General features: G+C 54.7%; 25 protein-coding genes and 1 tRNA gene. 8 read left to right on the forward strand and 18 right to left on the reverse strand.

The window, feature by feature from the left end; genetic code table 11:
• The first annotated feature begins 154 nt into the window (after positions 1 to 154).
• Entirely contained in the window at positions 155 to 3,052 is a 2,898-nt protein-coding gene (locus AO240_RS08705) for a ribonucleoside-diphosphate reductase subunit alpha (protein WP_099236204.1), read from the forward strand.
• Positions 3,053 to 3,161: 109 nt separating this feature from the next.
• Here the strand turns inward: AO240_RS08705 and AO240_RS08710 are convergent, their stop codons facing one another.
• From AO240_RS08710 to flgB, 5 genes are all read right to left on the reverse strand, one after another.
• A complete protein-coding gene (locus AO240_RS08710; RefSeq protein ID WP_177445801.1) occupies positions 3,162 to 4,244 on the reverse strand; it encodes a hypothetical protein in 1,083 nt (360 codons plus the stop codon).
• 194 nt (positions 4,245 to 4,438) lie between these two features.
• Positions 4,439 to 5,749, reverse strand: coding sequence for a flagellar hook protein FlgE (gene flgE, locus AO240_RS08715; RefSeq protein ID WP_099236205.1), 1,311 nt, complete (start codon positions 5,747 to 5,749; stop codon positions 4,439 to 4,441).
• A gap of 31 nt (positions 5,750 to 5,780) precedes the next feature.
• Complete coding sequence (gene flgD / locus AO240_RS08720) at positions 5,781 to 6,503, reverse strand: flagellar hook assembly protein FlgD (protein WP_099236206.1); 723 nt, start codon at positions 6,501 to 6,503, stop codon at positions 5,781 to 5,783.
• A gap of 16 nt (positions 6,504 to 6,519) precedes the next feature.
• Entirely contained in the window at positions 6,520 to 6,963 is a 444-nt protein-coding gene (flgC, locus tag AO240_RS08725; protein ID WP_058414097.1) for a flagellar basal body rod protein FlgC, read from the reverse strand.
• A 3-nt stretch (positions 6,964 to 6,966) separates the two neighbouring features.
• Complete coding sequence (gene flgB / locus AO240_RS08730; RefSeq protein ID WP_049711905.1) at positions 6,967 to 7,374, reverse strand: flagellar basal body rod protein FlgB; 408 nt, start codon at positions 7,372 to 7,374, stop codon at positions 6,967 to 6,969.
• 333 nt (positions 7,375 to 7,707) lie between these two features.
• Here flgB and AO240_RS08735 point away from each other — a divergent pair, with 333 nt between their 5' ends.
• The gene (locus AO240_RS08735) at positions 7,708 to 8,484 is read left to right on the forward strand and encodes a hypothetical protein (protein ID WP_099236207.1); all 777 of its coding nucleotides are present in this window, start codon (positions 7,708 to 7,710) and stop codon (positions 8,482 to 8,484) included.
• Between the two features lie 77 nt (positions 8,485 to 8,561).
• On the opposite strand, the gene cheR is transcribed toward AO240_RS08735, so the two are convergent.
• Complete coding sequence (gene cheR, locus AO240_RS08740) at positions 8,562 to 9,389, reverse strand: protein-glutamate O-methyltransferase CheR (protein ID WP_099236208.1); 828 nt, start codon at positions 9,387 to 9,389, stop codon at positions 8,562 to 8,564.
• A gap of 43 nt (positions 9,390 to 9,432) precedes the next feature.
• On the reverse strand, positions 9,433 to 10,365 hold the full coding sequence (locus tag AO240_RS08745; protein WP_058414099.1) for a chemotaxis protein CheV: 933 nt from the start codon (positions 10,363 to 10,365) through the stop codon (positions 9,433 to 9,435).
• Positions 10,366 to 10,466: 101 nt separating this feature from the next.
• Here AO240_RS08745 and flgA point away from each other — a divergent pair, with 101 nt between their 5' ends.
• From flgA to AO240_RS08765, 4 genes are all read left to right on the forward strand, one after another.
• Complete coding sequence (flgA, locus tag AO240_RS08750) at positions 10,467 to 11,231, forward strand: flagellar basal body P-ring formation chaperone FlgA (RefSeq protein WP_058414100.1); 765 nt, start codon at positions 10,467 to 10,469, stop codon at positions 11,229 to 11,231.
• 140 nt (positions 11,232 to 11,371) lie between these two features.
• Positions 11,372 to 11,698 (forward strand): flagellar biosynthesis anti-sigma factor FlgM, encoded by a 327-nt coding sequence (gene flgM / locus AO240_RS08755; protein ID WP_058414101.1) that lies wholly within the window; start codon positions 11,372 to 11,374, stop codon positions 11,696 to 11,698.
• A gap of 48 nt (positions 11,699 to 11,746) precedes the next feature.
• Positions 11,747 to 12,217, forward strand: coding sequence for a flagella synthesis protein FlgN (locus AO240_RS08760; RefSeq protein WP_099236209.1), 471 nt, complete (start codon positions 11,747 to 11,749; stop codon positions 12,215 to 12,217).
• 96 nt (positions 12,218 to 12,313) lie between these two features.
• A complete protein-coding gene (locus AO240_RS08765; protein WP_099236210.1) occupies positions 12,314 to 13,057 on the forward strand; it encodes a flagellar brake protein in 744 nt (247 codons plus the stop codon).
• A gap of 60 nt (positions 13,058 to 13,117) precedes the next feature.
• Here AO240_RS08765 and AO240_RS08770 read toward each other — a convergent pair whose 3' ends face one another.
• The gene (locus AO240_RS08770; protein WP_099236211.1) at positions 13,118 to 14,500 is read right to left on the reverse strand and encodes an MFS transporter; all 1,383 of its coding nucleotides are present in this window, start codon (positions 14,498 to 14,500) and stop codon (positions 13,118 to 13,120) included.
• 948 nt (positions 14,501 to 15,448) lie between these two features.
• On the opposite strand from AO240_RS08770, the gene AO240_RS08775 reads away from it, so the two are divergent.
• Together AO240_RS08775 and AO240_RS08780 are read left to right on the forward strand one after the other, a co-directional pair.
• Positions 15,449 to 16,186 (forward strand): autoinducer binding domain-containing protein, encoded by a 738-nt coding sequence (locus AO240_RS08775; RefSeq protein ID WP_099236212.1) that lies wholly within the window; start codon positions 15,449 to 15,451, stop codon positions 16,184 to 16,186.
• Between the two features lie 93 nt (positions 16,187 to 16,279).
• The gene (locus AO240_RS08780) at positions 16,280 to 16,903 is read left to right on the forward strand and encodes an acyl-homoserine-lactone synthase (protein WP_256585899.1); all 624 of its coding nucleotides are present in this window, start codon (positions 16,280 to 16,282) and stop codon (positions 16,901 to 16,903) included.
• A 54-nt stretch (positions 16,904 to 16,957) separates the two neighbouring features.
• On the opposite strand, the gene AO240_RS08785 is transcribed toward AO240_RS08780, so the two are convergent.
• The 10 genes from AO240_RS08785 to AO240_RS08830 all read right to left on the reverse strand — a co-directional run bounded on the left by AO240_RS08785 (position 16,958) and on the right by AO240_RS08830 (position 26,292).
• Positions 16,958 to 18,673 carry a DUF885 family protein gene (locus AO240_RS08785; protein WP_099236213.1) on the reverse strand — a complete coding sequence of 572 codons (1,716 nt, stop codon included), beginning with the start codon at positions 18,671 to 18,673 and terminating at the stop codon, positions 16,958 to 16,960.
• An 18-nt stretch (positions 18,674 to 18,691) separates the two neighbouring features.
• Positions 18,692 to 19,156 carry an OsmC family protein gene (locus tag AO240_RS08790; protein ID WP_099236214.1) on the reverse strand — a complete coding sequence of 155 codons (465 nt, stop codon included), beginning with the start codon at positions 19,154 to 19,156 and terminating at the stop codon, positions 18,692 to 18,694.
• Positions 19,149 to 20,360: an ATP-grasp domain-containing protein gene (locus AO240_RS08795; protein WP_099236215.1), complete on the reverse strand. Its 1,212-nt coding sequence runs from the start codon at positions 20,358 to 20,360 to the stop codon at positions 19,149 to 19,151. The genes AO240_RS08790 and AO240_RS08795 overlap by 8 nt, the downstream gene beginning before the upstream one ends.
• On the reverse strand, positions 20,326 to 21,516 hold the full coding sequence (locus AO240_RS08800; RefSeq protein ID WP_099236216.1) for an MFS transporter: 1,191 nt from the start codon (positions 21,514 to 21,516) through the stop codon (positions 20,326 to 20,328). The genes AO240_RS08795 and AO240_RS08800 overlap by 35 nt, the downstream gene beginning before the upstream one ends.
• Before the next feature lie 9 nt (positions 21,517 to 21,525).
• On the reverse strand, positions 21,526 to 22,293 hold the full coding sequence (locus tag AO240_RS08805) for an SDR family NAD(P)-dependent oxidoreductase (RefSeq protein ID WP_058414110.1): 768 nt from the start codon (positions 22,291 to 22,293) through the stop codon (positions 21,526 to 21,528).
• Complete coding sequence (locus AO240_RS08810) at positions 22,277 to 23,056, reverse strand: hypothetical protein (RefSeq protein ID WP_099236217.1); 780 nt, start codon at positions 23,054 to 23,056, stop codon at positions 22,277 to 22,279. Before AO240_RS08810 ends, AO240_RS08805 begins: the two co-directional genes overlap by 17 nt.
• A gap of 27 nt (positions 23,057 to 23,083) precedes the next feature.
• On the reverse strand, positions 23,084 to 23,881 hold the full coding sequence (locus AO240_RS08815) for a DUF3050 domain-containing protein (RefSeq protein ID WP_099236218.1): 798 nt from the start codon (positions 23,879 to 23,881) through the stop codon (positions 23,084 to 23,086).
• 13 nt (positions 23,882 to 23,894) lie between these two features.
• Positions 23,895 to 24,608 carry a hypothetical protein gene (locus AO240_RS08820; RefSeq protein WP_177445802.1) on the reverse strand — a complete coding sequence of 238 codons (714 nt, stop codon included), beginning with the start codon at positions 24,606 to 24,608 and terminating at the stop codon, positions 23,895 to 23,897.
• Between the two features lie 11 nt (positions 24,609 to 24,619).
• On the reverse strand, positions 24,620 to 25,825 hold the full coding sequence (locus AO240_RS08825) for a CoF synthetase (RefSeq protein WP_158231391.1): 1,206 nt from the start codon (positions 25,823 to 25,825) through the stop codon (positions 24,620 to 24,622).
• A gap of 390 nt (positions 25,826 to 26,215) precedes the next feature.
• Positions 26,216 to 26,292, reverse strand: a tRNA-Arg gene (locus AO240_RS08830).
• Positions 26,293 to 26,597 lie beyond the last annotated feature (305 nt).

Here is a 26,597-nt window from a genome sequence, read left to right on the forward strand (position 1 = left end):
CGCTAACGCAGCGTGCAACCAACAGATTTCTTGTAGTCCAAATCGCTCACGCGGATGGCAACCGTTCTCCATACCCGACATGGAAAGCGGTACGGGTGTTGCAGGGATAACCTCGCACTCGCAATCAAATATAGAACGTGGAGACAACCCCCCCATGCAAACCGACACAACTCGCGAGAACCCGCAGGGCTCCGTGCCGCAGGCCGCTGATTCGAATATGGATCTGTCCGCCACCGCACCTGGCCAACTGCGCGTGATCAAGCGTAACGGGACTGTCGTTCCTTACACCGATGACAAAATCACCGTCGCCATCACCAAAGCGTTTCTTGCAGTTGAAGGCGGCACCGCTGCTGCCTCGTCGCGCATCCACGACACCGTTGCCCGCCTGACCGAACAAGTCTCGGCAACGTTCAAGCGTCGCATGCCATCGGGCGGCACCATCCACATCGAAGAAATCCAGGACCAGGTTGAATTGGCCCTGATGCGTGCCGGCGAGCAGAAAGTAGCCCGCGACTACGTGATCTACCGCGATTCGCGCGCCAAGGAACGTGCCGTACGTACCCCGGCCGAAGAAGCGGCCGTGCAAGCGCACCCATCGATCCGCATCACCCTGGCCGACGGCACATTTGCGCCGCTGGACCTGGGCCGCCTGAACACCATCATCACCGAGGCCTGCGAAGGCCTGGCAGAAGTCGACGGCGAGCTGATCCAGCGCGAAACCCTGAAAAACCTCTACGACGGCGTGGCCCTGACCGACGTTAACACCGCCCTGGTGATGACCGCCCGTACCCTGGTTGAACGTGAGCCGAACTACTCGTTCGTGACCGCGCGCCTGTTGATGGACACCCTGCGGGCCGAAGGCCTGGGTTTCCTGGGCGTGGCCGACAGCGCCACCCACCACGAGATGGCTGACCTGTACGCGAAGGCATTGCCTGCCTACATCGCCAAGGGTATCGAATTTGAATTGCTGAACCCGATCCTGGCCACCTTCGACCTGGAAAAACTCGGCAAGGCGATCAACCACGAGCGCGATCAGCAGTTCACCTACCTGGGCCTGCAAACCCTGTACGACCGTTACTTCATCCACAAGGACGGTATCCGCTTCGAACTGCCGCAAGTGTTTTTCATGCGCGTGGCCATGGGCCTGGCAATCGAAGAGAAGAACAAAGAAGACCGTGCCATCGAGTTCTACAACCTGTTGTCGTCTTTTGACTACATGTCGTCGACCCCGACCCTGTTCAACGCCGGCACCCTGCGCCCGCAGTTGTCGAGCTGCTACCTGACCACCGTGCCGGATGACCTGTCGGGCATTTACCACGCGATCCACGACAACGCCATGTTGTCCAAATTCGCCGGCGGCCTGGGCAACGACTGGACCCCGGTGCGTGCACTCGGTTCGTACATCAAGGGCACCAACGGCAAGTCCCAGGGCGTTGTACCGTTCCTGAAAGTCGTCAACGACACCGCTGTGGCCGTGAACCAGGGTGGCAAGCGCAAAGGCGCTGTGTGTGCCTACCTGGAAACCTGGCACATGGACATTGAAGAGTTCATCGAGCTGCGCAAGAACACCGGTGATGACCGTCGTCGTACCCACGACATGAACACCGCCAACTGGATCCCTGACCTGTTCATGAAGCGCGTCTTCGATGATGGCCAGTGGACCCTGTTCTCGCCATCCGAAGTCCCGGACCTGCACGACCTGACCGGCAAGGCCTTCGAGGAGCGTTACGAGTACTACGAAGCGCTGTCCCAGTACCCAGGCAAGATCAAGCTGTTCAAGACCATTCAGGCCAAAGACCTGTGGCGCAAAATGCTTTCGATGCTGTTCGAAACCGGCCACCCATGGCTGACCTTCAAAGACCCGTGCAACCTGCGCAGCCCGCAGCAGCACGTGGGCGTGGTCCACAGCTCGAACCTGTGCACCGAAATCACCTTGAACACCAACAAGGACGAGATCGCCGTTTGCAACCTGGGCTCGATCAACCTGCCGAACCACATCGTCAACGGCAAGCTGGACACCGCCAAGCTGGAACGCACCGTCAATACCGCGGTACGCATGCTCGATAACGTTATCGACATCAACTACTACTCGGTGCCACAGGCGCAGAACTCCAACTTCAAGCACCGCCCGGTTGGCTTGGGCATCATGGGCTTCCAGGACGCTTTGTACCTGCAGCACATTCCTTACGGTTCGGATGCAGCGGTCGAGTTCGCCGACAAGTCGATGGAAGCGGTCAGCTACTACGCGATCCAGGCTTCCTGCGACCTGGCCGACGAGCGCGGCGCCTACCAGACGTTCGAAGGTTCGCTGTGGTCCAAAGGCATCCTGCCGCTGGATTCGCAACAGATCCTGATCGAGCAGCGTGGCCAGAAGTACATCGACGTTGACCTCAACGAATCCCTGGACTGGGCGCCGGTACGTGCCCGTGTGCAAAAAGGTATTCGTAACTCCAACATCATGGCCATCGCACCGACCGCGACCATCGCCAACATCACCGGCGTGTCGCAGTCGATCGAACCGACCTACCAGAACCTGTATGTGAAATCGAACCTGTCGGGCGAATTCACCGTGATCAACCCCTACCTTGTTCGCGACCTGAAAGCCCGCGGCCTGTGGGACTCGGTGATGATCAACGACCTGAAGTACTACGACGGTTCCGTGCAGCAGATCGAGCGCATCCCGCAAGAACTCAAAGAGCTCTACGCCACCGCCTTCGAAGTGGACACCAAGTGGATCGTTGACGCCGCCAGCCGTCGTCAGAAGTGGATCGACCAGGCGCAATCGCTGAACCTGTACATCGCCGGCGCTTCGGGCAAGAAGCTCGACGTGACCTACCGTATGGCGTGGTACCGTGGCCTGAAAACCACTTACTACCTCCGTGCCCTGGCCGCGACCAGCACCGAGAAGTCGACCATCAACACCGGTAAGCTGAACGCTGTTTCCAGCGGCGGCAACCACGGTGACGATTCGGTGCTCGCAGCACCGGCCGGCCCGGCGCCAGTGCCAAAGGCCTGCGCGATTGACGAGCCGGATTGCGAAGCGTGCCAATAAGCTGAGCCCGTTGCGGGCTTAATCGCCCGTGATTCAAAAAAGCCGACAACCTTGGAGCATTCAGGGGTTGTCGGTTTTTTTTCGATTACAGGTAAGCAGCTCTCACGCTTTAGATGAGCGCATAAGCATTACCCTCTTGAGGCCTGCCACCTCGACTTCCCCAAAGCTCTAACCGCCCACCGACCACGGCCATTGAATGGCCGCCGAAGTCCACAACACCCAACGCGCCATTGGCCAACTCGCTGCTGGAGGAGGTCCTGTAGTGATTTTTAAGCCCCAGGCGTTCCAGCGATTCACGACCATACTCGCCATCGTTCAACGTAACCGTCGCCTGCAGGAAACTGGCGCTTGCGGTGCCATCATTGTTTTCCATTTGCGCGCGCTTGGCGCTCGCCGCATACAGGAAGTTGGCGTCGGTCATCATGGCCGGATCATCGCCCAAAAATCGCGCCTGCTGCGCCGCCACCTGCAATTCGCCCTTGCTCAAATGAAGCTGGAACCCATCGCGCATCTGCACGTCATAGCCATCACCTGCTTCTTTTACATCCTTGAACACATCGGTGGGCTTCTGACCAAACTTCATCATGGCGGCCTTGATTGCCGAAACCGTGGTGCAGTTTCCATCCGGTCCCTGTTTGAAACCGGTCCAAATATTGCCGGCCTCCTTGCCCATGCCTGGTTTTTTACCGGGATCACTCTTGTCAGGCGTGTAGTTAGCGTGATTAGCCCCCTGGGTAAAAGGCTTGTTACTCATCGACTCTTTGGGGCCAAAATTACTCGGATTAACGCTGCCACCACCGCCGCCACCGCCCCCACCACCACCTGGCGAAGGTGCTGGAGAGGGGGTTGGGGCTGAATCGTCTGGAAACAGGTCCGGAAACATCCGCTTCAGTTGCGCGAGTAAACCCTCAGACGCATCTTTCTTCAGCTCTTCCAGGATCTCTTTGAACTTCTCGTCCCCCAGCTCTTTTCGTTTTGCATTGAGCTTGTCACGCACCTCTTGAACAGTCTGGTTTTTCGAGGTTTTCTCGGCGTCCGTCAGCTCTTTTAGAAGATTGGAAATCGCGGTTTTGTCAGAATCCACATCATCCTTTTTACCGTCTGAAAGGATTCCCCCCCGATACTGGCCTGCCCCACCCACGCCATAATTCACGCCTCCAGCCCCATGGCTGGACACCGACGAACTCCACATACTGTGCCCCCTTGTAATGACGGATCGAATGCCTCGTGATTGATGTGTGGAAAGAACGTTGTGGTCGGTTCCAGTACAGGCGTGTCGTCTGGTAACCGGGCAGGCAGTCGGAAAAGTCTTGAGGCCAAATGACAGGCAAAAAAAAGCCCCTCGGTCGAGGGGCTGGTTTTTCGTGACGCGTCAGGCCATGTGCATCAAGTCATTTGAATGATGGTCTGCATGATGGTGCTCTGGGTAGAGATGGTCTTGGCGTTCGCCTGATAGTTGCTCTGCGCCTTGATCAGGTCCACCAGCTCGTTGGTCAGGTTGACGTTGGAGTTCTCCAGCGAGTTGGCCACGATCGAACCCAAGGTGCCTGATTGCGGGGTGTCGTAACCCGGCTGGCCCGAAGCGAAAGTCTCTCGCCACGAAGTACTGCCGGCGGGTTGCAGGCCCTGCTCGTTGTTGAAGCTGGCCAGGGAGATCTGGCCGACAGCCTTGCTTTGCTGGTTGCTGAACGTCGCAAACAGTACGCCATTGCCGTCGATTTTAAGGCCGGTGATCTGGCCAGTGGCGTAACCGTCGGTGGTCGGCGGGTTGCGGTAGGTCGCCGAGTTGTACTGGGTGATGTTGGCCATGTTGATAGCAACACCGGTCGGGTTGGCGTTCGCGCCGTTTGCCTTCCATACGCCATCGGTCACAGTGCCCGGCACCCAACCTGTAAGGTTCAAGGTAGTGCTCGAGGTGGTACCGGTGACTATACCCGTGAGCTTGCCGGAGCCATCAAAACTCAACGTGGACGGTACAGGTGCAGTCGTACCGGTGGTGGTCGGTGCGCTGCCATCCAGGTTACGCCCATCGATCAGGGTGTAGGCGTTCCACTTGTTGGCATCGGTTTTCACCAGGTACTGCACCATCGGGTGGGCGTTACCTTGGCTGTCATACAGCGTGGTGCTGTATTGAGTGGTAAAGGTGCTGGTGTCGGTTGGATCAAACGGCTTGGCCGTTTGGTCGATCACCGGCTCCGAAGAGTTCAAGTTGCTGCTGGAATCCACTTTGGTGGACGCTTTGGGCGGCAGGTTCGACAAGTTCAGTTTCAGGTCGGTCAGGCCGCCCTTGGTGATATTGCCTTCATCGTCTGCCGCGTAGCCCTGCAGGCGCGAGGTGCCGGTGTTGTTGGTGATGTAACCGTCCTTGTCGGAACGGAACGCGCCACTACGGGTGTACTCCAGCGAGCCGTCGCTGCCCTTCTGTACGAAGAAGCCACCGCCCTGGATCGCCATGTCCAGCGTACCGCCGCTGTTATTGACGTCACCCTGGGTGAATTGCTGGGACACCGCCGCCAGGTTCACACCGTTGCCGATGCTGTTCTGGCCAGTGCCCAGCTTGGACGCCGCGTAAATATCGGCGAATTCCGCACGGGACGACTTGAAGCCAGTGGTCGCAACGTTGGCGATGTTGTTGCCGGTAACGTCCAGTTGTTTGTTGGCCGCATAGAGGCCGCTAAGGCCGATGTTAAAAGACATGTTTCTCTCCTTCTGCCGTCGTTAGCCGGCTCTATGTACCGATAGTCTGAATTTGCGACAGCTTGACGCTGCCCATGCCGCCAGCAAGGTTCAGCAGCATTTCGCCGCCGGTCTTGCTCAGCGTCACGCTGGTAACCGTTGCCGGCAATGAGGTGCTAAGCGCAACGGCATCGCCGGCGTCACTCTTGGTGGTAGCGGCAAAGGTGTAGGTCCCGGGAGTCGCGACCTCACCACTGTCGTTCTTGCCATCCCAGACAAAGCTCACATCGCCGGCGCTTTGGGCGCCCAAATCGAGGGTGCGCACCACACTGCCGGTTGCGTCGGTGATCTTCACCGAAACGTTGCCCGTCGCCGCAGTCACGGCCACCGAGCCGGTCATGCTCTTGCTGGTGTCGACCGTGGCTTTGTCGGTTTGGGTGATGATCGAACGCCCCACCAGCGACGACGCTTGCAGCGCTTGCGACGAGCTGAAGTTGCTGGAGATCGAATTCACCGAGTCGTTCAGGGTGTTAATCCCTTCCAGGCTGCTGAACTGCGCCAGTTGTGCGACAAATGCGCCGTTGTCTTGAGGCGACAGCGGGTTCTGGTTTTTCAACTGGGTAACCAGCAATTGCAGAAACGCGTCTTTGCCCAGCGACTGGCTGCCGGTGGCTGCCGAGGCAACGCTTGCGACATTGTTTGTTGCGGAGCTGACCTTCGTGTTGAAAAGGTCCTGAACCGCCGTGTTCGTAGAAGTGCTATCAACAATGGCCATTATTTGGCACCCCTTATCACTGACCCAGGGTCAGGACCTTCTGCATCATGGTTTTGGCGGTGTTCATCATTTCCGCGTTGGTCTGGAACGAACGACTGGCGGAGATCATGTCGGCCATTTCCTCGACCACGTTGACGTTGGGGTAGTAGACGTAACCCTTTTCGTTCGCAGCGGGGTGGTTAGGCTCATAGCGCGCTTCCAGATTGCTCTGGTCTTCAACCACGCCAAGTACTTGCACGCCCTGGCCTGCGGCGTCCTGGCTCTGGAACAGCGAATCGCTGCCGCCGCTCTGGCCGCCCTGAAACATGGTGGCAAACACCGGGTGACGTGCACGGTAGGTCTGGTCAATGCTCGAAGACACGGTTTCGGCGTTGGCGATGTTACTGGCGACGGTGTTCAGGCGCGTGGTTTGCGCGCTCATGCCACTGCCGGCAATATTAAAAACACTGGCTAAGGACATGGCTTATTCTCCACGCAGGGCTGACATCAGCCCTTTGAATTTGCTGTTGAGCAGGGTGAAGCTGGCCTGGAAGTTCACCGAGTTCTCGGCATAGGCCGATTGCTCCAGCTGGGCATCCACGGTGTTCTGGTCGATCGATGGCTGCATCGGCGTGCGATACAGCAATGACTCGTCACCATTGCTCAGGCCTTGCGCTTCGATATGACGGTTGTTGGTCATGTTCAAGGCGAAGGTGCCGTTCTTGGTCTTGTCTTGCTGGGCGGCGAGCACAGCAGAGAAGTCCAAGTCCCGAGCCTTGTAGTTCGGGGTGTCGGCGTTGGCAATGTTGTTGGCCAGGACTTCGGCACGCTGGGCGCGGAAGCCCAGGGCTTGTTCGTGGATACCGAGCGCTTTATCGAAGCTGATGCTCATGGCGGAAACCTTTAGGCTGACCTGCTTTTCGTAACAAGGTCTTAGCAAGGTGCATGCCAATGTCAGCAAAGCCCGTAATTCAAGGGTTTGCGCGGCGTTTGCCGGCGGCAATGCCAGAAAAGCGGCAACCGCCTTCCGCGTCGCGCCATTAAAGCGGCAATCACCTTTGCCGCTTTAATGGCGAGCGGCAACCGCGGCGACGCAGTCATTTAAAACGCAGCGCGCTGTCGCACCGTCCGTCTGCACTGGTATTTATGACAGTTGTGGTGCCTGCCGCATCGGATGCCCTATTGGGCGCACATCCCTCCATGCGCAAGGAAGAGGCTTACCACGATGACTGTCCCAGCCCTCGGCTTCACATTACAAGACTCGGCACTGCCCATTCCAAACCTGAACACCAGCCTGCTGACGGGCAACTCTGCTGAAGCCATGTGCAGCTTCCCCTTACTGCCCATGGACTTTGTCAATATCAACATGATCAGCAATGTTCTGGGTGGTGACCATAACCAAAGCTTTTCAATTGCCCAAGGCGTGCCCTCACTCATTGCTCAGATACCCAGGGAACGTGTTGAAGCGAACGAGGGCAACAGCGTGCGGCTGCGGGTGAGCATCAGGCGTAGCGGGGTTTCCCTGACTGCACCGGACGCCACCGTGACCATCAACCGGCGCCCGATAGTCATACCGCCAACGCCAGGCATGGTGTGGGACTTCAAAGACGGTACGTTCCAGGGCTGGGTAGCCCAAGGCAGTTACGTGGGCGGCGTGTTGCGCATTGTCGCAGGGCAGGTAGTCGCTGACGTAGCCGACAGCGAGGTTGCCAAGTCCCACATAATTACCCGAACCATTTGGGTGACCGCGGGCCGCACGTACGATTTCGCCTTTGACGCAAGCGCAGGCGACCCCGCCGATGGCTCAATGGTTTTCCTGACAATCAACGGCAGCCGAATCGGCCCGACTGTTCAGAACATCAACCTGACCCAGCAGTCCGGGAGCGGGTCGTTTGTCGCCACAATGACCGGCAACGTCACACTCGGCCTGTTCAACGATGCCGTTCCGCTGGGCCGACATCGCCTGTCGCTGGGCAATATCCGCATGACACAAAGGCCCTGAGTACACGCTGCTACCGTTTGACAGCGCATAAAAAAACGGGAGGCCTTCAAGGGGCCTCCCGTTTTTTTATTCAGTGCTTACTTGGCCTGGTAAATAATACCCGGACTGCACTGCACCATCTGGTAATGATCCGGCAACCCATTCAACGCTTCAGAAGCGCCGAGGAACAAATAACCACCGCGCTTGAGCGTGCCATGGATACGCAACAGGATGTCTTTCTTGACCTCTGCCGAGAAGTAGATCAGCACGTTGCGGCAAAACACCATGTCAAACTTGCCCAGGCTGGCGTAGCTGTCGAGCAAATTGAACGAGCGAAACTCCACCCGGCTTTTGATCGGCGCCTTGACCGCCCAACGTCCCGCCCCTTTAGGGTCGAAGAAACGCTGCAGGCGCTCCGGTGACAAACCACGACCGAGCGCCAGGCTGTCGTACTCGCCGGTCTTGCAGTTGGTGAGCATGGTGCCGGACAAGTCAGTGGCGACAATTTGCGCACCCGCCTTCAACTGGCCCATGTTGGTTCGCTCGAACTCATCGATGGACATCGAAATCGAGTACGGTTCCTGCCCCGAAGAACAGGCGGCCGACCAGATACGCAGACGCTGGCCCGGGCTGGCCTTGATGGCCTCCGGCAGCACTTTGCTCTTGAGCACCTCGAAGGGGTAGGTGTCGCGAAACCACAGGGTTTCGTTGGTGGTCATGGCATCGACCACCATTTCCTTGAGCCCGCTGCGCGGCTGGCTCTGGATGCGCTGCACCAACTCGCCAAGGGACTTGATGCCCTGCTGCTCCATGAGTTTGTTGAGGCGGCTGGATACCAGATATTGCTTGTTTTCACCGAGCAATATGCCACAGGCTTTTTCCAGGAAGACCCGGAATTGTTCGAAATCCAAATTACCCGTAGACAATGATACCGCCTCTTAAATCGTGTGACCGCCAGGGGAATTTCCCCTAGCCGTGATCTGCTGCCTTGATCCGGTCGACTACCCGGGATGCCAGGTCATCAGGGCGAAATTTGGCCAGGAAGTCATCGGCACCGACTTTCTTGACCATCGCCTGATTGAATACACCTGACAACGAAGTATGCAGGATGATGTGCAGCTTTTGCATGCGTGGATCGTTGCGTATCTCGGCGGTAAGCGTGTAGCCGTCCATTTCCGGCATCTCGATGTCAGAGATCATCATCAAGAATTCATCTTCCGGCTTCTTGCCTTCATCCACCAGCTTGCGCAAATAATCCAGCGCCTGGCGACCATCATTAAGGGCCACCACTTCGACGCCGACGGTTTGCAGGCAACGGGTCACCTGCTTGCGCGCCACCGAGGAGTCATCCACCGTCAGCACACGCAGCGATACCGCCTTGTGCGCCGTTTCGGCATCCACCACGCCCACCGAGATGGTTTCCGAGGTGGGTGCGACTTCGGCGAGGATCTTCTCCACGTCGATGATTTCGACCAACTGGTTATCCACCCGTGTCACTGCCGTGAGGTAGTGGTCACGCCCGGTGCCCTTGGGCGGCGGATGGATCTCTTCCCAGTTCATGTTGACGATGCGTTCCACCGAGCGCACCAGAAAACCCTGGGTCTTGGTGTTGTACTCCGTGATGATCACGAACGGGTTTTCGCGATCCTGCAAACCCGCCGAACTTGTGGCCAGGGCCAGGTCAAGAATCGGGATGGTCGCGCCACGGATGTTCGCCACGCCACAGACCACGGGGCTGGATTTGGGCATGATCGTCAGCTTGGGACATTGCAGCACTTCCCGCACTTTAAACACGTTGATGCCATATAACTGTTTGCCATCCAGGCGAAAAAGCAACAACTCCAGGCGATTCTGCCCCACCAGCTGTGTGCGCTGGTTTACTGAATCCATTACACCTGCCATGCCATGACTCCTACGCTAAAACTTAGGCTAGACCTAAAGTGAAGCGCGTACCCACCACTAAACGGCACGAGCTTTGCTGTTGTTTTGATATTTAGTTGGCCATGAACCTTAAAATGACAGTTTCCCGACGCCCTCGCCTTCCAACGTTCCGCAGACTGCTCTGCGTCTCGCTGGCGTTGCTCGCCTTGGGCTCGGGCATCACGGCCCGCGCAGATAACGCCACCTTGCCTGATCTTCTTATCGGCGTCACTCAAGGCTTTCTTGAGTTCACTGTAGAAGATTATCTGGCAACCACCCAGACGCCGGGGCGTTATGAGATTCAAGTGAACCAGTTGGACCCGCGTTTGCGCATGCCGCTGTGCGACAAAGAATTGACAGCCTCGCTTGAAAGCCCCGCCCAGCCCATCGGTCGGGTCACGGTGAAAGTGCGCTGCGAGGGCGCCTCGCCGTGGACCGTGTTTGTGCCGGCGCAGGTCAAACTGTTCCGCGACGTGGTGGTGGTGACGCGGCCATTAAAACGCTTGGGCATCATCGGCTTCGACGACATAGGCTTGCGCGAACGCGATATCAGCCTGATCAACCAGGGCTACCTGACGTCGGTTGACCAAGCCGTGGGGCAGCGATTGACCCGACCAATGGTGGCCGACCAAGTCATCACCCTGGTCCACCTGGAACAGGCCGAAGTGATTCGCAAGGGCGACCAAGTGGTGATTTCCGCCAGCAGTGGCGGGCTTACCGTAAAAATGCCGGGGGAAGCGCTGTCCAACGGCGGCATGAGCGAACAGATCAGGGTTAAAAACCTCAACTCCAACCGGGTGATCAAAGCGCAAGTCACCGCGCCAGGGCAAGTCGAGGTAGCGTTATAGTCACTGGCGCAGGACGCCTGCTTTTCCTACACTGTGCGCCATAGATGCGTACGTGCAGGTTTATTGTCAATCGAGCCTAAAGTTTGTCCGGGTATGGCCGAAAACATGGCAAGCGTCCAAATACCCAGAGGTTTTTTATCATGGTCATTGATTTCAGTCGTTTAAATAACGCCCCGGCTTTGCCCGGCAATACGCGTACCAGCGGTGCCAAGGACAGCGTAGAAGCCAAGTCGCAGCCAGCGCCTGCCGCCAAGGCAGAACAGGCCAGCGCCAGCCAAAGCGGGGAATCGGTACACCTGAGCAATGAGGCTCAACAGTTGCAGAAGGTCACTGACTCGCTGCGCGATCAACCTGTCGTCAATAAAGCCCGTGTGGCCGAATTGAAGCAGGCCATCGCCGATGGCAGCTATAAAGTCGACAGCAACCGTGTAGCCAGCAAGCTGCTTAACTTCGAAGCCACGCGCTAGGCAAATGCCTGCGCAGGGCTTTTGGACGCTTAAAACCCAAGGCCAGCCATGCACCACGACGAACATTTGCTTCAACTGATCATTGATGATCTGGCGCCGACGCAACATTTGCTCGAGCTGCTCAAAGAAGAGTCCCTGGCCTTGCATGGCCGGGACATGCGCTTGCTGGAAGATATTCTGGCGCGCAAGCAGTCGCTGATTGTGCTGCTCGAGCAGCATGGCAAAAAGCGCAGCCAGATCCTCGTCAGCCTCGGCCTTGCGCCCGATCACGATGGGCTCGCACAGCTGGCCAGTCATTCTTCGGTCGGCGACCAGTTGCTGGCGCAAAGCACCGCACTCAATCAGTTGCTCGCCCAGTGCCAGGAAGCCAACCTGCTCAACGGTCAGTCTATCCAGCTGCAGCAAGCCACGACCGCCAACCAGTTGCGAATCCTTCACGGCGGAGAGCCTCCGGCGCTTTACAACGCCCAGGGTTCCACCTCGCGGCTGGTCAAGCCAAGCACCCGCAGCCAAGCTTGACACCGGTTTACAGCGCGCCCTATCCAAGGCGCGCTACATGCTGGCAAAATGCCGGTTCTTGCGTGTAGTCGTATTTTGTCTGGAGATGGAAGAACCGTGTTCAACGCCCTTAATGCGGAAGATGCTCCGCAGCCACCCAAGGTGCTCACCACGCCTCTGGAAATCGCCAGCACCTTGCGGATGCTGCAAGAAAGCCATGACCCACTGATCATTACGTTCCACGAACGCAGCCAGCGCTTCCAAAGCTATTTGGTGGACGTTGACAGCAAAACGCTGACCCTGGACGAAATGATCCCGCGTGACGGCGAACGCCATCTCGAGAACGGCGAACCGTTCCGCGTCGAAGGCTTCCACGACGGCGTGCGTGTCGCCTGGGAAAGCAATGGCACGCTGACCATCAAAGAAAAAGATGGCCACCGCATTTACACCGGCAGCCTGCCCGACGAAGTGGTCTACCATCAGCGGCGCAATGCGTTTCGCGCCGCGTTGAAGCTGGCGCAACTGGTGAACATCGAGATGGGCGGCGAAAAGATCAGGGCGCCGGTCAGCGGCAAACTGCTCGACATCTCTGCCACCGGCTGCAAATTGCGCTTTGAAGGCGACATTTCCGATCGCCTGCAACTGGGCCAGGTGTATGACCGGTTTATCGCCGCCCTGCCCTTCGGCAGCATGACCACCTCTGTCGAACTGCGCCACCTGCACTTCGAAGACCGCATCAACATCACTTTCGCCGGCGTGCGCTTCCACAACATGAGTGGTTTGGTGCAGCGCCAGGTAGAGCGGTTTGTGTACCAGTTGCAGCGTGAAGCGCGACGTTTCGACAAAGACGACGATTTTTAACGTTTAAAATCGCGGCAAAAAAAACGGGCGGATCCTGATGGGATCTGCCCGTTTTTGCGTTCAGGGGCGCGCCCTGCTCAAGTCATGCGGATGCTCGTCCGGGCCCAGCGGCTCCGGCGGCCCTTCGAACAGCGGCTCATCGGCCGCTGGCTCAGGCTCGGCTTCAGGCTCGGGGTCCACCGGCCCCTGCATTTGCTCCTGCACGATCGCCTCGTCCACGCGCGGGTCAAGGCACACCACCAGCGGCGAGCTGGACATGCTGTCGGGCATCGCCACGTGGTGCAGCGGCGCATCGTCGACCTGGTGCAGGTTGGTGACCGCCTTCGGCCGAATACGCCACACCAGAACCAACCCGCACAGGCTGAAAAACACATAGAGCATGTGGCTGCCAAACAGCTTCATGGCAACACCCGCCAACAACGGCCCGATACTCGCACCCACGCCGTAAGTCACCAGCAACATCGCCGTCAGCGACACCCGGCGATCACCTTCCACATGATCGTTGGAGAACGCCACCGCCAGCGGGTACAGGCAAAACTGCACCAGCGAACACAAGAACCCGGCCACGAACAACACTTCCAGCGGCACCTTGGTCAGCACGGCCAACGGCAACGCCGTCACCGCCAGGCACAACGCAAAACAACGAATCAGCAAGGCGCGATCATAGCGGTCCGACAACCAGCCCAACGGCCACTGCACCAGCAAGCCTGCAAAAATACAGCTACCCATAAACAGACCGACCTGCTCGGTGGTCAGGCCTTGCTGAGACGCATAGAGCGGCGCCAAACCGTAGAACGAACCCACGATCAACCCCGCGCCCAGCACGGTACTCAGCGACTGCGGCACACGCTTGATAAAGAACCGCGGCTCCATTGGCGCCGGGTGCAGCGGCGCCGGGTGAATGCGGCGCGTCATGGCCACGGGCACCAGGCACAGGGCAAAACACAGCGCGACCAGCATCAGCAATTCAAGGCCCAGCTCCGGGTGCATCACCAGGATCAACTGACCCAACACCAGCCCCAGGTACGACGCAATCATATAGCCGCTGAACACCACGCCACGCTGCTTGGCATCGGCCTGCTCATTCAGCCAGCTTTCGATGACCATGTACTGGCACATCATCCCCAGGCCCACAATCATCCGCAGCACGATCCACGCCGGCAGCCAATTGATCAGGCCATGGCCCAACACCGCCGCACCGACGATCCCGGCGCACGTGGCATACGCACGAATATGCCCGACCCGGGCGATCAGGCGATGCCCGATCTTGCCGCCCAGCACCAGGCCAAAATAGTTGGCCGCCATCAACGCACCTACCCACAGGCTGTCGACATGGTCGGCCGCCAGGCGCAAGGCCAGGTAAGTACTGAGCAGGCCGGAGCCGATCAGCATCATCAAGGAGGCGAAATAAAGGGCTCGAAAAGATTTCCAGATTTGGCGCATCGGCGTTCCGAGCGGCTCCTTGCAGTGAGGGACAGGGCTATCGGCATGATAGTCCGGGGTTGCCGGGAACGGACAGGCAATAGGGGCTGTTTCCGGGGGAAAATTTTGCTTACTAGCTCAGACGCTGCATGGCGGCGTGCGAGGTACATGGGTTGCGATAAATACATCGCGCACCTGCTGAGAACCCTGATCGCCGGCAAGGTTCGACCGGTGTTTGAGGGCGCGCACAAAAAAGCCCCGTCAGAGAAATCTGAACGAGGCTTTTTATGAGAGCGCTTCAGGAGCGCCACAAAGAGGGTGTCCCAGGGCCGGTTCGAACGGCCAACCTTCCCGTAAGCACGCAGATGCGTTGATCAATCCGCTTGGTTCTGCTCGGGTCCTGAACACCGCAAACAACGTTCTAAAGGGACTATCGACAACCCGCCAGGCGATAACCAAAGTTTTTCAATGCGTTCGAAAGAGCCAACCCGCTATAACACGTAAGACGACGTCCCGCTTAAATAACCGGAATGATACATTGATTGCCCTAAAAACAGATCGTAATGAACGTTTCGCTGAGTGCTGAGCGTATTATTCAGCAGGCACGGGCAACGTTTTTAAAGTTAAAACCCCGCTTGTATATCCTGAATGTTACAAAAACAAATCAGACTGCAAACCGAATAATTAAAGCCGGACCGAATGAGGAATGTATAGGCGTTGACGGTAGAAGGTGGAGGACTTCACGAGCGGTTGACATCCCCCCCTTAAAGCCTCTATTTTCTGCGACGCAGCCAAAAATAAAAAAACTCAATCAATAATAATTATCATTCCCCAGCCACTTTCGCAACCGTATCTTCGCGCCCCATTTGGGTGCGCAAAAAGCAGCAAGCGCTTATCTGCACCATTGATGAGCGTTGATGAAAGTCTGGCATTAGGACGACCAGGATATACATTCAGAGGGAATAAAAATTGCTGGTTTTAGAAGAGTTTAATGGGATTTTACAAACGAATTCTGAAAAGCAATGGTTTGAAGAGTTAACCCATTGCACGCAAAGGCTGGGCTATACAGACTTTTTGTTCGGTCTGAAAAAAACAGCTAACGCCCCCTTGGAATCCGCCATCATATGCTCCAACTACGATGAGGCATGGAGAAAAAAATATGATGAATCGGGTTACGCGTTCATCGACCCGGTAGTAGAGCATAGTTTTACCAAAGTATTTCCCATCGTCTGGCGCGAAGACATTTACCAAACGGTTCAGCAAAAAGACTTCTTCGAAGAAGCGAGTGCTCACGGACTTCGCAGCGGCATTACGCTTCCCTTGCATGGTCCTGGCGGAGAAATTGGTACATTCAGCTTAAGCCTGGATAATATCCAGAGCACTCCCCAAACGATCCGTCATATTTCTGATACCCTCCCACAACTTATGTTAATCAAAGAGCTGGCACTGGGCAGCTATTTACCTTACTTGCATACACCGAACCCGCTCATCAAAACAACGTCAGAGCTGTATCCCCTGTCAAAAAAGGCGATAGAAATTTTAAAGTGGTGCGCCATAGGAAAAACGTCGTGGGAGATCGCTCGAATTTGCGTGTGCACTGAAGCCAATATTAACTTCCACTTGAATAAGGCTCGCCATATTCTCGGCGTTAATAGCCGCAAGGCTGCTGTGGTGAAAGCTTATTCCTTGGGCATCATTGATATCTAAGCCACTGCCTTAATCGACTGCCCTTGAGTACATTACTAGACAATATATCGCTAATACGCTGCGATCGACACTATCATTTTTGATAGCTGATCAATGAAATATTTTGAATTATTCTCCTCACACATTTTCGGCGAGGGGAAACAAATGCTTTATTCACTGGGTTATAAAAACGAATTTAACAAGCAAGCTATTATCTCCATGTACAAATTACGTGCCGATGTATTCAAGACACGTAAAGGCTGGGCGATCGACACTATTGATGGTATGGACATTGATGGTTACGATGCCTTAGACCCTATCTATATGCTGATCAAGAAAACCTTTGAAGATAATGATGTGCAGGGTTGCTGGCGGCTTTTGCCTACCTCGGGCCCTTATATGCTCAAGCACACCTTCAGCGAGTTGCTTAACGGAGAAGAGGCGCCCTGTTCGGAAAAAATATGGGAGCTCAGCCGATTCGCGATTAACGCTGAAGAAAAACGAGTGATGAGCTTTTCAGACATCACCGCCGAAGCGATAAAAACCGTCATAGCGTTTGGTTTCGAACAACAACTGGACAGCTATGTCACCGTGACAACTGTCGGTGTAGAGCGAATGCTCATTCGTTCGGGTATTCACCTGCAGCGACTCGGCCCCGCTCAGCAAATTGGCGTGGAACGTGCCGTCGCGCTGAAAATTCTGCTGTCGGAACGCACCAGAAAAGCCATATTGCAATAAGACGACCCACCTCCCGAAGAGCGCGCGTGCATAAACTGTGCACGCGCTCGGTTATCAGCCCGGATAATTAAACGGGACCGCGCCGTTTCTTAAAAGACCCGCATTGAAGCGGCTCAAATCAAAGTCGTCACCGTACTTTGCAGACTCATCGCAACGACGCTGGCGAATCGTAGACAGCCCTACTTGATACCCGGCCGCTTGAGCGGGAACCGCAAGATAACGATCGATTTCGGCCGCAGCGTCCTCCGCGTCGAGCCCGGCACACGCCTCAAGAAAAGTTATACCCTGAGTGCGCGTCCAGCCCTTGGCATGCAGCCCTGTGTCCGCGACAACACGCGCGGCTCGCAACTGTTCGGTTCTGAGGTGCGAATGCTCGCCGCTGGCCGCGTCTGTGTACAGCTGAAGCGTCGACGCGAGCCCTTCTGCATAAGTTGCCCAACCCTCGATAAAGGTGTTGAACAGACTCAGTTGCAGTAACACCGGCAGCGCCGGGTTCTGCCTCGCGACGCAGAATTGCAAGTGATGCCCGGGCACCGTCTCGTGAAAAGCCACCACTTCAAGGAAACTGAACGGCATTTGTCGAACCTTCGCCGCATTCACCCAAAAGATCGCCGGGGAATGCCGCCCTGCCGGTGTGTATTTGGCAAACGGTGCGGATGCCTCCAGCGCCGGTGGTATTGCCTTGAATGACAACGCCTCAAGGTACGCGCCCTCAACACACTCATCCGCCAGAGCACATGCCCGCTCGTTGAGTTCTTCCAGGTAAGTCAGCAGGGCGTGGGTAAAATCAAATGAATCCAGGCTTTGACCAGAGCGCTGCAGCAAGTAGCTTTCGGTCGTTTCAGTGCTCACAACATTGGCTGCAGAGCGTGCCAACCGTTGGTTGACTGCCTCCATTTGCTCCAACCCGAATTGGTGAAGCAACTCGCCGTCCAGGCTATTGGCCTGATACCGCAAAGCCTTCTGGTAATACTGGGTGCCGCCCGGAAGATCCAGAACCGAATGGACCGGCGCATGATCCGAGGAAAGAAAACGCTCCACTGCCTCAATAGCTGCTGAATATGCCGGGTAAATCGATGATTCCAGAATGGATTTAGCACGGTCCAAAAAAGACAATCGACTGTCGGCCGTAATCTTTTCACAGAGGCTGAGTGTGTACGCGAACGAACCGTACAACGGGTGCACGTCCAGCGGTACGCCAATATAAGATCGTAATGTAGCAACCGCTCTGACCAGGATGGAATCAGGCGCATACCATCCCTGTTTCATATCGTGTTCAAATTTCTCCACCACGCTCGCTATCATATAGTTCAGTGATGCCAGTCGTTGTACGTAGAAAACTGCATCCGCTTCGCACGTCACGGCAAAACTATTGGCCAACGCCTCAGGTATATCAATGAGTGGCCCGTTGATCTGATTGATAATAAAGGGTATATGGCCTGCCCAGGTATCAATGTATCCAACCGGCGCGTCTGTGTATCCGGCGAAGATAGCCACCTGCGACGCCAATGCCTGCAAGCGGATTTTCGAATCGGCTTCTATTCCCGGCTCGATCTGCCCTCGGATAACCGTGGCGATGCTGCGCATCCGGGAACGCAACACGGTCTCGCATGCGACGCTGTAGTCTTCGATCTTCGGGGCTGACGCCGCGCGCTCACCCACCGCGTACAGATCGTAAAATAAAGCGGTGCTTGGCCGCTGCTCAAGATATTCATCCAACGCTTGCTGGCCAACTTCGTGCAACAAACTACCTTGTACAAAACCGTTCATCCAAGCACCTGCAACCAGTTATGTTAGCGTGGGTTCACATTGAATGTCGAAATTCACCGAATTGGCCAAAAAGCATTCGTGATGCGCATCTTCGTGCAATTTAATCGCGAGTTCCTTATCTGAACCCGGCGTCACCTCAACCTCCGGGCGCAGTATCACCTTGGTGAAATGCCCTTTGCGCGTAGGGTGTTCATCCACCATGTAGCCCACTGCGTTATCAACATAGCGGGTGACGATAATTTTGTTAACGGCGCATAAATGCAGATACCACAACTTATGACACGCGGAAATTGACGCGACCAGCATGTCTTCAGGGTTCCACTTGGCAGGGTCACCGAGGAACGCAGGGTCAGAAGAGCCTTGAAGAACAGGTTTACCCTGGGAGGTGGCCGTAAAATCGCGACCATAAGCCTTGTAATCAGAGGTGCCTGTTCCGCGATTGCCGGTCCAGGAAATTTCAACTTCGTAATGATGTTCACTCATGCAGGGCATTCTCGTTGGTCAGAATTTTGAATTGGCTGAAGGCCGTTTGAAAAATCGCCTCGTCGTCCGGACTTTTAAATTTTGAAATAAAATAGGCCGGGCGATCATAGTAACCGGTCGCCGGGTTTATCACATCACCCTCCTTGACGCCGACCTTATGTTCTAACAACGTTTCAATAAACGCTTCACTTAATGGAGAGACTGAGGCAATACGCCCTGCTGACACCGTCGAGAACTTAACGGCCGTCACGTGGGCTTCAGCACGATTGATACGTGGCAGGTTGCCGAAACACAAAAATTCAGCGTACTCAAGAAAGACTTTGTTACCCGACGAATATTCAATTAGCTTGGTGATGAAGTCACCGCCAAACCGACTATGGAGTTCGATGATCTCCAGGCGGCCATCAATGATCTTGAACTCGACATGGAAGGGGCAGATGCTCATTCCAAGTGCCTCGAAAACTTCTTTCAAGGCGGGATGCAGCCAAGGCAACAAGCGATGGTTGGTGTCGAAACGATGGCCGGTTTCGACGAAATATGGCTGCTCGGTTGTCTCTTTTTCGGTCACGCCATAAATGTGAAGCTCACCGTCAAGCAGCAGCCCTTCGACACTGAATTCCGCGCCAGGCAAAAAGCTTTCAACGATCAGTTCACAGCCATTCGCATAGGCATTGTTTTGTAGCCTGTTCGAGTAATCCGCGATCTCCGAAATATGCTTTATCAGCTGCACGCCAATGCTGCCCGTCAGGCTGATCGGTTTGACAATGGCAGGGAGATCGAATCGACCCAGTACCTCGGGCAGTTGACCAAGGGTGCTTTTTTCAAACTTTACCCCCGTCAAGCTCGCCGCGGCCAATGCAACTCGCATTGCATGTTTATCGACCGATTGCTTTTCCACCTCGGCGCTATGCCCGCGCATCGCCAATTGATCCCTGACCTGAGACGCGGGCATCAACCCCAGCTCAGCCAATGAAATCAGGTTATCCAATCGCAGATCGGTTGAAAGCGCTTGAATACACTCGACCGCGTAAGAGTCGCACGCGACGAAATGCAGATTGGAAGGCAGCTCGAACGCTTTCACAGTCGAAATACGGGCATCCGTATCGATAAAAAAAACGTGCCCATTGAAATGCGAAAGCTGCGTCGTAATCTGCTTCAAAATGTCCAAATTATAAGGTAGCTGAAGGATACCGAGCCGTGTCATCTGCGCCTGCCTTTTTAGTGAACGCTAAAAGTGAAATCGAAAATATGAACGCCAAAACTCCCACGCCAAACGCCAGGACCCAGCCTGAATTGATCCCATACACAACCGCGAGTCCCGTGGTGGTGGTGATCGAGAGGATTTTGCCAAGCGTGAGTACCACAGGGATCAACGAGAACAATTTAGCTCGGTACCGCACAGGCGCATTTTTGGAAATGAACACGCTCATGTAAGTGGCGCCAAGAATCTCCCCAATACTCCACAACACTACCAACGCCAACACCGGGTACACGCTGCCAAAAAAATAATGAATGCCAAAGCCAAACCCGTAAAACAGCGCAGCAATCCCCATATTCCTGATGGGGTCAATGGCTGAAGTGACCTTAACGACGTATTTGGTCAGCAACAATACAATCGCCGCGTTGACGATGCCGATCGTGCCAAACAGTACCGAACTGGAGTCTTTATTTAAACTGTCCAACCAGACCGGCAACTGATACTCACGCTGAGCATCGAGGAACGCCAAACCGAAAAACAGGATAAAACTGCACACAATTATTGCGGACAGAGTACCGACGTCTGCCGACTTGGGCGTGGGACTGCCCGACGTCGACGACGCTGCAACCGGCTTGAGCAACAACGCAGTGCACAAAAAGCTCAACGCGCTCAGCACTGTAAAAAAATACAACGGATACTGTGCTCCACGTGCCAGCAGGAAACCGCCAACAATGAAAACAATCGCAATCCCGATATTGTTCGCCAAGTACAAATTACCGAACGAACTCTCGCGATTCGATTCATCGACGCTGTTCGACAAATAATTGCTGAGTACCGGATTTGCAGCCCCGGCCATAACAGCAAATACCGAGATAGCGGTAAACGTAACAGTCGCCGCAAGCGCCATCGAGCCGACAATCATGCTCAGCAACGAGCAAAAAGAGAACAGCAGCAACAATGAACGCGATTGAAACTTGTCACCCAAGTACCCACCCGCCAGATTACCTACGAGGTAACTGACAGATAAAACCGTGACCATCGTCGCCAGCGCGCTGGCGTCGAAGTCATACCGTTTGCTAATGAACAGTGCTGAAAACGGAATGACAAAGTTACTCGCGGTAAACAGCAGTTTGACAATACATATTCGCAAGGCGTTGGTCATGGTCTTTCCTCAGGCGGAGCCAGCCAGTCCGCCGCCATCGACGACCAGGCCTTCTCCGGTAATAAACGACGAATCACTGGACGCCAGAAACAAAACGGCACTGGCTATTTCACTGGGTTGACCGGCTCGACCTAACGGGCGGGTCGCCGCTGCATCGACCAGGGCATTTCTTTCAAGCCCCAGTTGTTCGGCTTCGTTGAAGAGCATAGGGGTCAAGGTATCGCCAGGGCAGATGCAGTTGACGCGGATATTGTCGGGACCATGATCAATCGCCATTGCTTTGGTCAGTAAGACCACGCCGCCTTTTGACGCACAGTAACTGGCCGCATTGCCTCCACCCACCAGGCCCCAGCCGGACGCCGTGTTAACAATGTTGCCCGCGCCGCGACGCTTCATATGAGGGATCGCAAATTTCGACATCAGGAAGATCGATCTCAAGTTGACACTGATGACTTGATCCCATTCTTCTATCGTCGTATCCACCACTGAAGCGCGCCGGGTAATACCCGCGTTATTAAACAGGACGTCGATGCGATCGTATTTCTGGATAACTGTTTCAATCAGTACGCGGCACTGCTCGGCATCCGTGACATCCACGGCATACGCCGAGGAATTCGTACCTGCATCAATGAGCGCTTGCAAAAGCGTTTCATCAATAACTTTGTCAACCAACACGACCTGTGCGCGCTCAGCGGCAAAGGCACGTGCGGTGGCCGCGCCGATACCACCATTACCACCCGTGATCACTACAACACGGTCATCAAATCGCGAACGCATGCTCTACCTCTTCTTCTGCATATAAAATATCGGCAGTATTCCCGAAGGTGAACGACTCACGATGATCGAACGCCATATTAATGACCCGCCGGCGCGAGGAGTTATCAGAAATAGGCGTGACCCTGTGCAAATTGTCACCGGCATTCAATATGTAACAATCACCGGCTTCCAGATGCACGCTATTGATAAGGCCGTGGCGTTTGGCAAAATTCAATCCGGCGTCGACTTGCTTGTAGGGGTCGATGGCCAGCTGCGCGCACAACTCCTTCCACTTTGCTACATATTCAACACACCCACCGCTTCCTGCAGCGGGCGCATCCAGAACGATAATCAGCGCATAGGTCGGGTCGTCCAGATGCCACCCATGCGTCTGCCCCCGCCCATCAAGATAGTTGGCAACAATGCACTCTTCCTGATGTTTTACGGTATAGAGTTTATTTTGCGTGAGCAGTGACAATACCGTCTGCAACTGATGATGCACATATAAACTCGGGATGAAGACTGTGTTCTTCAGAATTTTCTTGCCGCCCGCCACTGATAAAATCCGTGGCGTTTCATAGCCTGCCATGACGAAATCACGCTTGGCACTCAGATCATGTAACTTGAAGGTTTCTTCGTTCAAACGACTGAACACTTCTTTGGATAAAAAACTGCGTAGGGTCAGATAACCGTCTTGCTTAAACTGTGTACTGAGCTTTTGCAGATAGCTCTTATCAAGGTACATCGGCTCCACCACATCGGCGAGCACTAGTGATTCCATCATCGATCAGTCCCTGTTCGCGTCATAGGTTCAAGCTAATTCAAGCTTCGTACTGGCTTCTTGATGATGGGCTGCGGCGTCATGTTTTTTCATGTCTGCCAGGATGCCGTCCCATAGGGTGATACGCGCGCTGATTGCTTGTTGGGCTGCCCGCAACGCGGCGGCCTCGGCGTGCTCGTCGATGATCAGGTCAGACAGAATCTTCATGGCCGCCGGCCCATGCTCGTCGCCGTCCAGATCAATATGCCGTTGCAGGTAATGAACAAACCTGGGTGCCGATTCCTTTTTCAGGCCCCATTGATCAAGCAGCGCCTGGAACATCTGCGGAATGGCATCTTCACGACCGTAGAAGAAGCTGCTGGCGGCTTCTTCGGCGCGCCCATTAAGTGCGGTGTCAATCGTCTGACGAACGAAGTTGATGACGTAGCTCGGTGCGTCTGCCAACTCAAGCGCCCGCTCAAGCTCAACTCCGCTGCGGTAATGTTGTTCAAACAGGTCAAATTTATGCCTGGAGCACCCCATGTCGGCCATGGCGGCCAGATACATATCAAAGTGGCTGGCGGGCAGGCCGTCGTCGCCCAGATCACTTTCCTCACCCAAAATAATTTCGTTGATAAACCGCGCTTTTTTGGCATCGGTCGGTGTAAACCATGGCAAGCGGGTGCAGGTGAGTTCAATTTGAAGGCGTTTTGCCAGGCTCATGAAATCCCAAACAGCGAATACGTGGGACTCCATGAAAATTTTCAGATGAGCTGGAGAGTTGATGTAGTTGTAGATCTCGTGGTTTTCGAGTGTGGTTTGCAAATGCTGCAATTGTTGATTGAACATATAAAGATCCTTCTTAATTATTTTCGACGGCGGTCGGTTGATCGGCATGCGCCCTATGGGCGGGTGCGGTTTCGACGTGCGTTTCGCTTTCACCTTTACCGGTCAAATCACGGTACATACGCTTTAATACTTTCGGTGTCGGAATTAAAAGCGCCGTGTCATTTCGATACTGCTGCCAGGATTCGCCAATCATTGCCAGCCCGCGCAAATCCTGATGATAAGTACCCAAGTAGAGGTAAATAGTGGCGCCGATTGCCAGGAACAAAGTGTCCAGCGTCATCACCGGGTGAGTCCAGAACAACAGAATCAGGCACGTGTGGTGTGGAAACCGGATGTACTTTTTTATACCCTGCTGACGGACACGGTAATACGCAGGCATCTTTTCGTTTTTAAGCCTTGCCGCAACCTGGCGAACCCCCAGCCATTGCCAAAACGAGGTGGTGTACTTAAAGCAGAAAAAGAAGAAAAACAGCGACGCGGCCAGCGAAATAGTCATCAGGTGAAACGGAATGCTGCCGGGCGCCAGATAAAAGATATAAACGCCCGACGGCGCCCAAAAATGAAAAGCCAGCAGCAGTGTAATCACCGACATGATGCTGTAACTTATATTCCAGCTCCACGCGGGCAATATCGCGTTATACCCACGCACCAGCGCCTTTGTTGTCAATACGGTATGCTGTAACCCGTAGGCAAGCATAATTAAAAAGTCAACCATCCACCAAGTCATCGTGTCTATCCTTAATTGATCATATAACGAGCGAGTTTAGGCTTCGGTGCAAACTGCAAAAACGGGTCCTGCGCCACGTTCAAACGCACCGTTACTTCATACTGCGGAAATTCTTTTGTTAACGTCGAACGCACTTCTTCGACCACCTGATCACTGCCCAAGGCAACCAGATCAACATCAATGCGTCGTTGGCTGCTGGAGCAGTTCGCCACGTAGTTGAAAATGGGTTGTTGCACACTGTAAATCAGCTCTTCCAGTCGAGCGGAGCTCGGGTAGCCCGCCTGCAGATTTACGATACGCCCCAAGGGCTTGAACTTGAACGGGTGATTCTTCTTGACCGTCACTTCGAACACATCATTGGTGTTATAGCGTTTTATCGGCAGTAACCCGCCTTTAAGCCAGGTCACGTGCAACTCACCTTTGACCCTGTACTCATCAGCGTTGGCAATCGTGACCTCGCCATCGACGATCTCAAAGATGAAATCTTCTTGAAACGGCAGATATTGGCCGTTACCAATCCCGTACATCAGGCTGGCTGTTTCGCTGCCGCCGTATACAAAAGCAACGACCTCACACGCCGGCCCCAGGATTTTTTTAAAGTTTGCTTCACAGGCTTCTGTTATCAGTTCCCCGGTCAACAATACCTTGTCCAGCTTTAGCGCCGCACCCTCGCCAAGTTTTTTGATCTCGTACAGAATTTTCAACGCCAGCGATGGCGTGGTCATGAGGGTGGTAATTTGGTACCTGACCAATACATCACGAATTCGACGGTAATCACAGATACCCTCGATAGGGAAAACTTTGACGTAACCGACTTCGAGTTTTCTCAAGGCAAATGTCGTAGCCTCAATAAAAGGACTCAGCATGCCCGGGTGTATGATCGCAACTCGGTCCTGCTTTTTTTTTAACAGCCTGGAGTACGCGTACATCTGGTTCTGCGTATTCCAATTCAGCTCGATATTACCGCGTGGCGTTTGCAGCGGCTTACCGGTGGTTCCGGAAGTTTCGCTGAACAACACCGCATTTTCCAAAAAAGAGTCGCGATGCTCTTCCGCATAATCAATCAAATCAGTCTTATTCTGAACAGGAATATGTTGAAGCATATTCTCCAGGTCAATTTCATCAAAATGATTTTGAGGATAGTCTTGCCCTTCCTCTGCCGTTGAGGCCAAGTATTCAGCGGCCTTCCTTCTGTTTGCCGTGATGACTAAATGCATGAACATCCCTTACTTAATTATCCGTGTCCTGGATCAAAAGATGTCATTTCGTAATTTTAATCGCAACTATCAAAACTATTAGTTTTCCCTCAACCGCCCGCCCCGTATAGGTCTCGTTCGGGACTGCATGGCCAGCTGGCACGCAGAATTTGGCCTAGTGGCGTCAAGACGATTTAAGAGGGGATTCTAAAGGGGCGTGCAACGGTCGATGGCATTTAGCCACAAATCGTCGCAGGTGCACGGAGCAAGGAAATCAATCACACAAAAAGGAGTGAGCATTGATTGCTTCAGAGCACGGCGAATTTTTAGGTAATTGGCGGCCAGCTGCCGCAGGGAAAATACAACCACAGCGAAGGGTCAGACAAAAAACTCGCTAACCCTTTGATTATATGGTGTCCCAGGGCCGGTTCGAACGGCCAACCTTCCCCTTAGGAGGGGGATGCTCTATCCAATTGAGCTACTGGGACAAATGACAGCTGCCAGGCGAAACGCGCAGCGGCGGACGGCGTGCATGTTAACGGCCGAGGTCGGTTTTGTCATGTCGTCCGTGGGCTTTTTGAGTGTAGGCCGTTCCTTGAATAAGGCACTGCGGTTTCGCCCCGTAAATACGGGTACTTGGCGGCGTCGTGCAAATTGCACGCCCTCAAAATGCCAGTCTTGCAAATTGCAACGCTCAAGCACCTAAAAACATATCTAACTCATTGTTTTTATTGGCATAAAATATTGGCACGACACCTGCAATACTTATCCTACAAAACCATTCGACCCAGCC

Source organism: Pseudomonas sp. ICMP 460, from assembly GCF_002723595.1.
Classification (GTDB): domain Bacteria; phylum Pseudomonadota; class Gammaproteobacteria; order Pseudomonadales; family Pseudomonadaceae; genus Aquipseudomonas; species Aquipseudomonas kitaguniensis.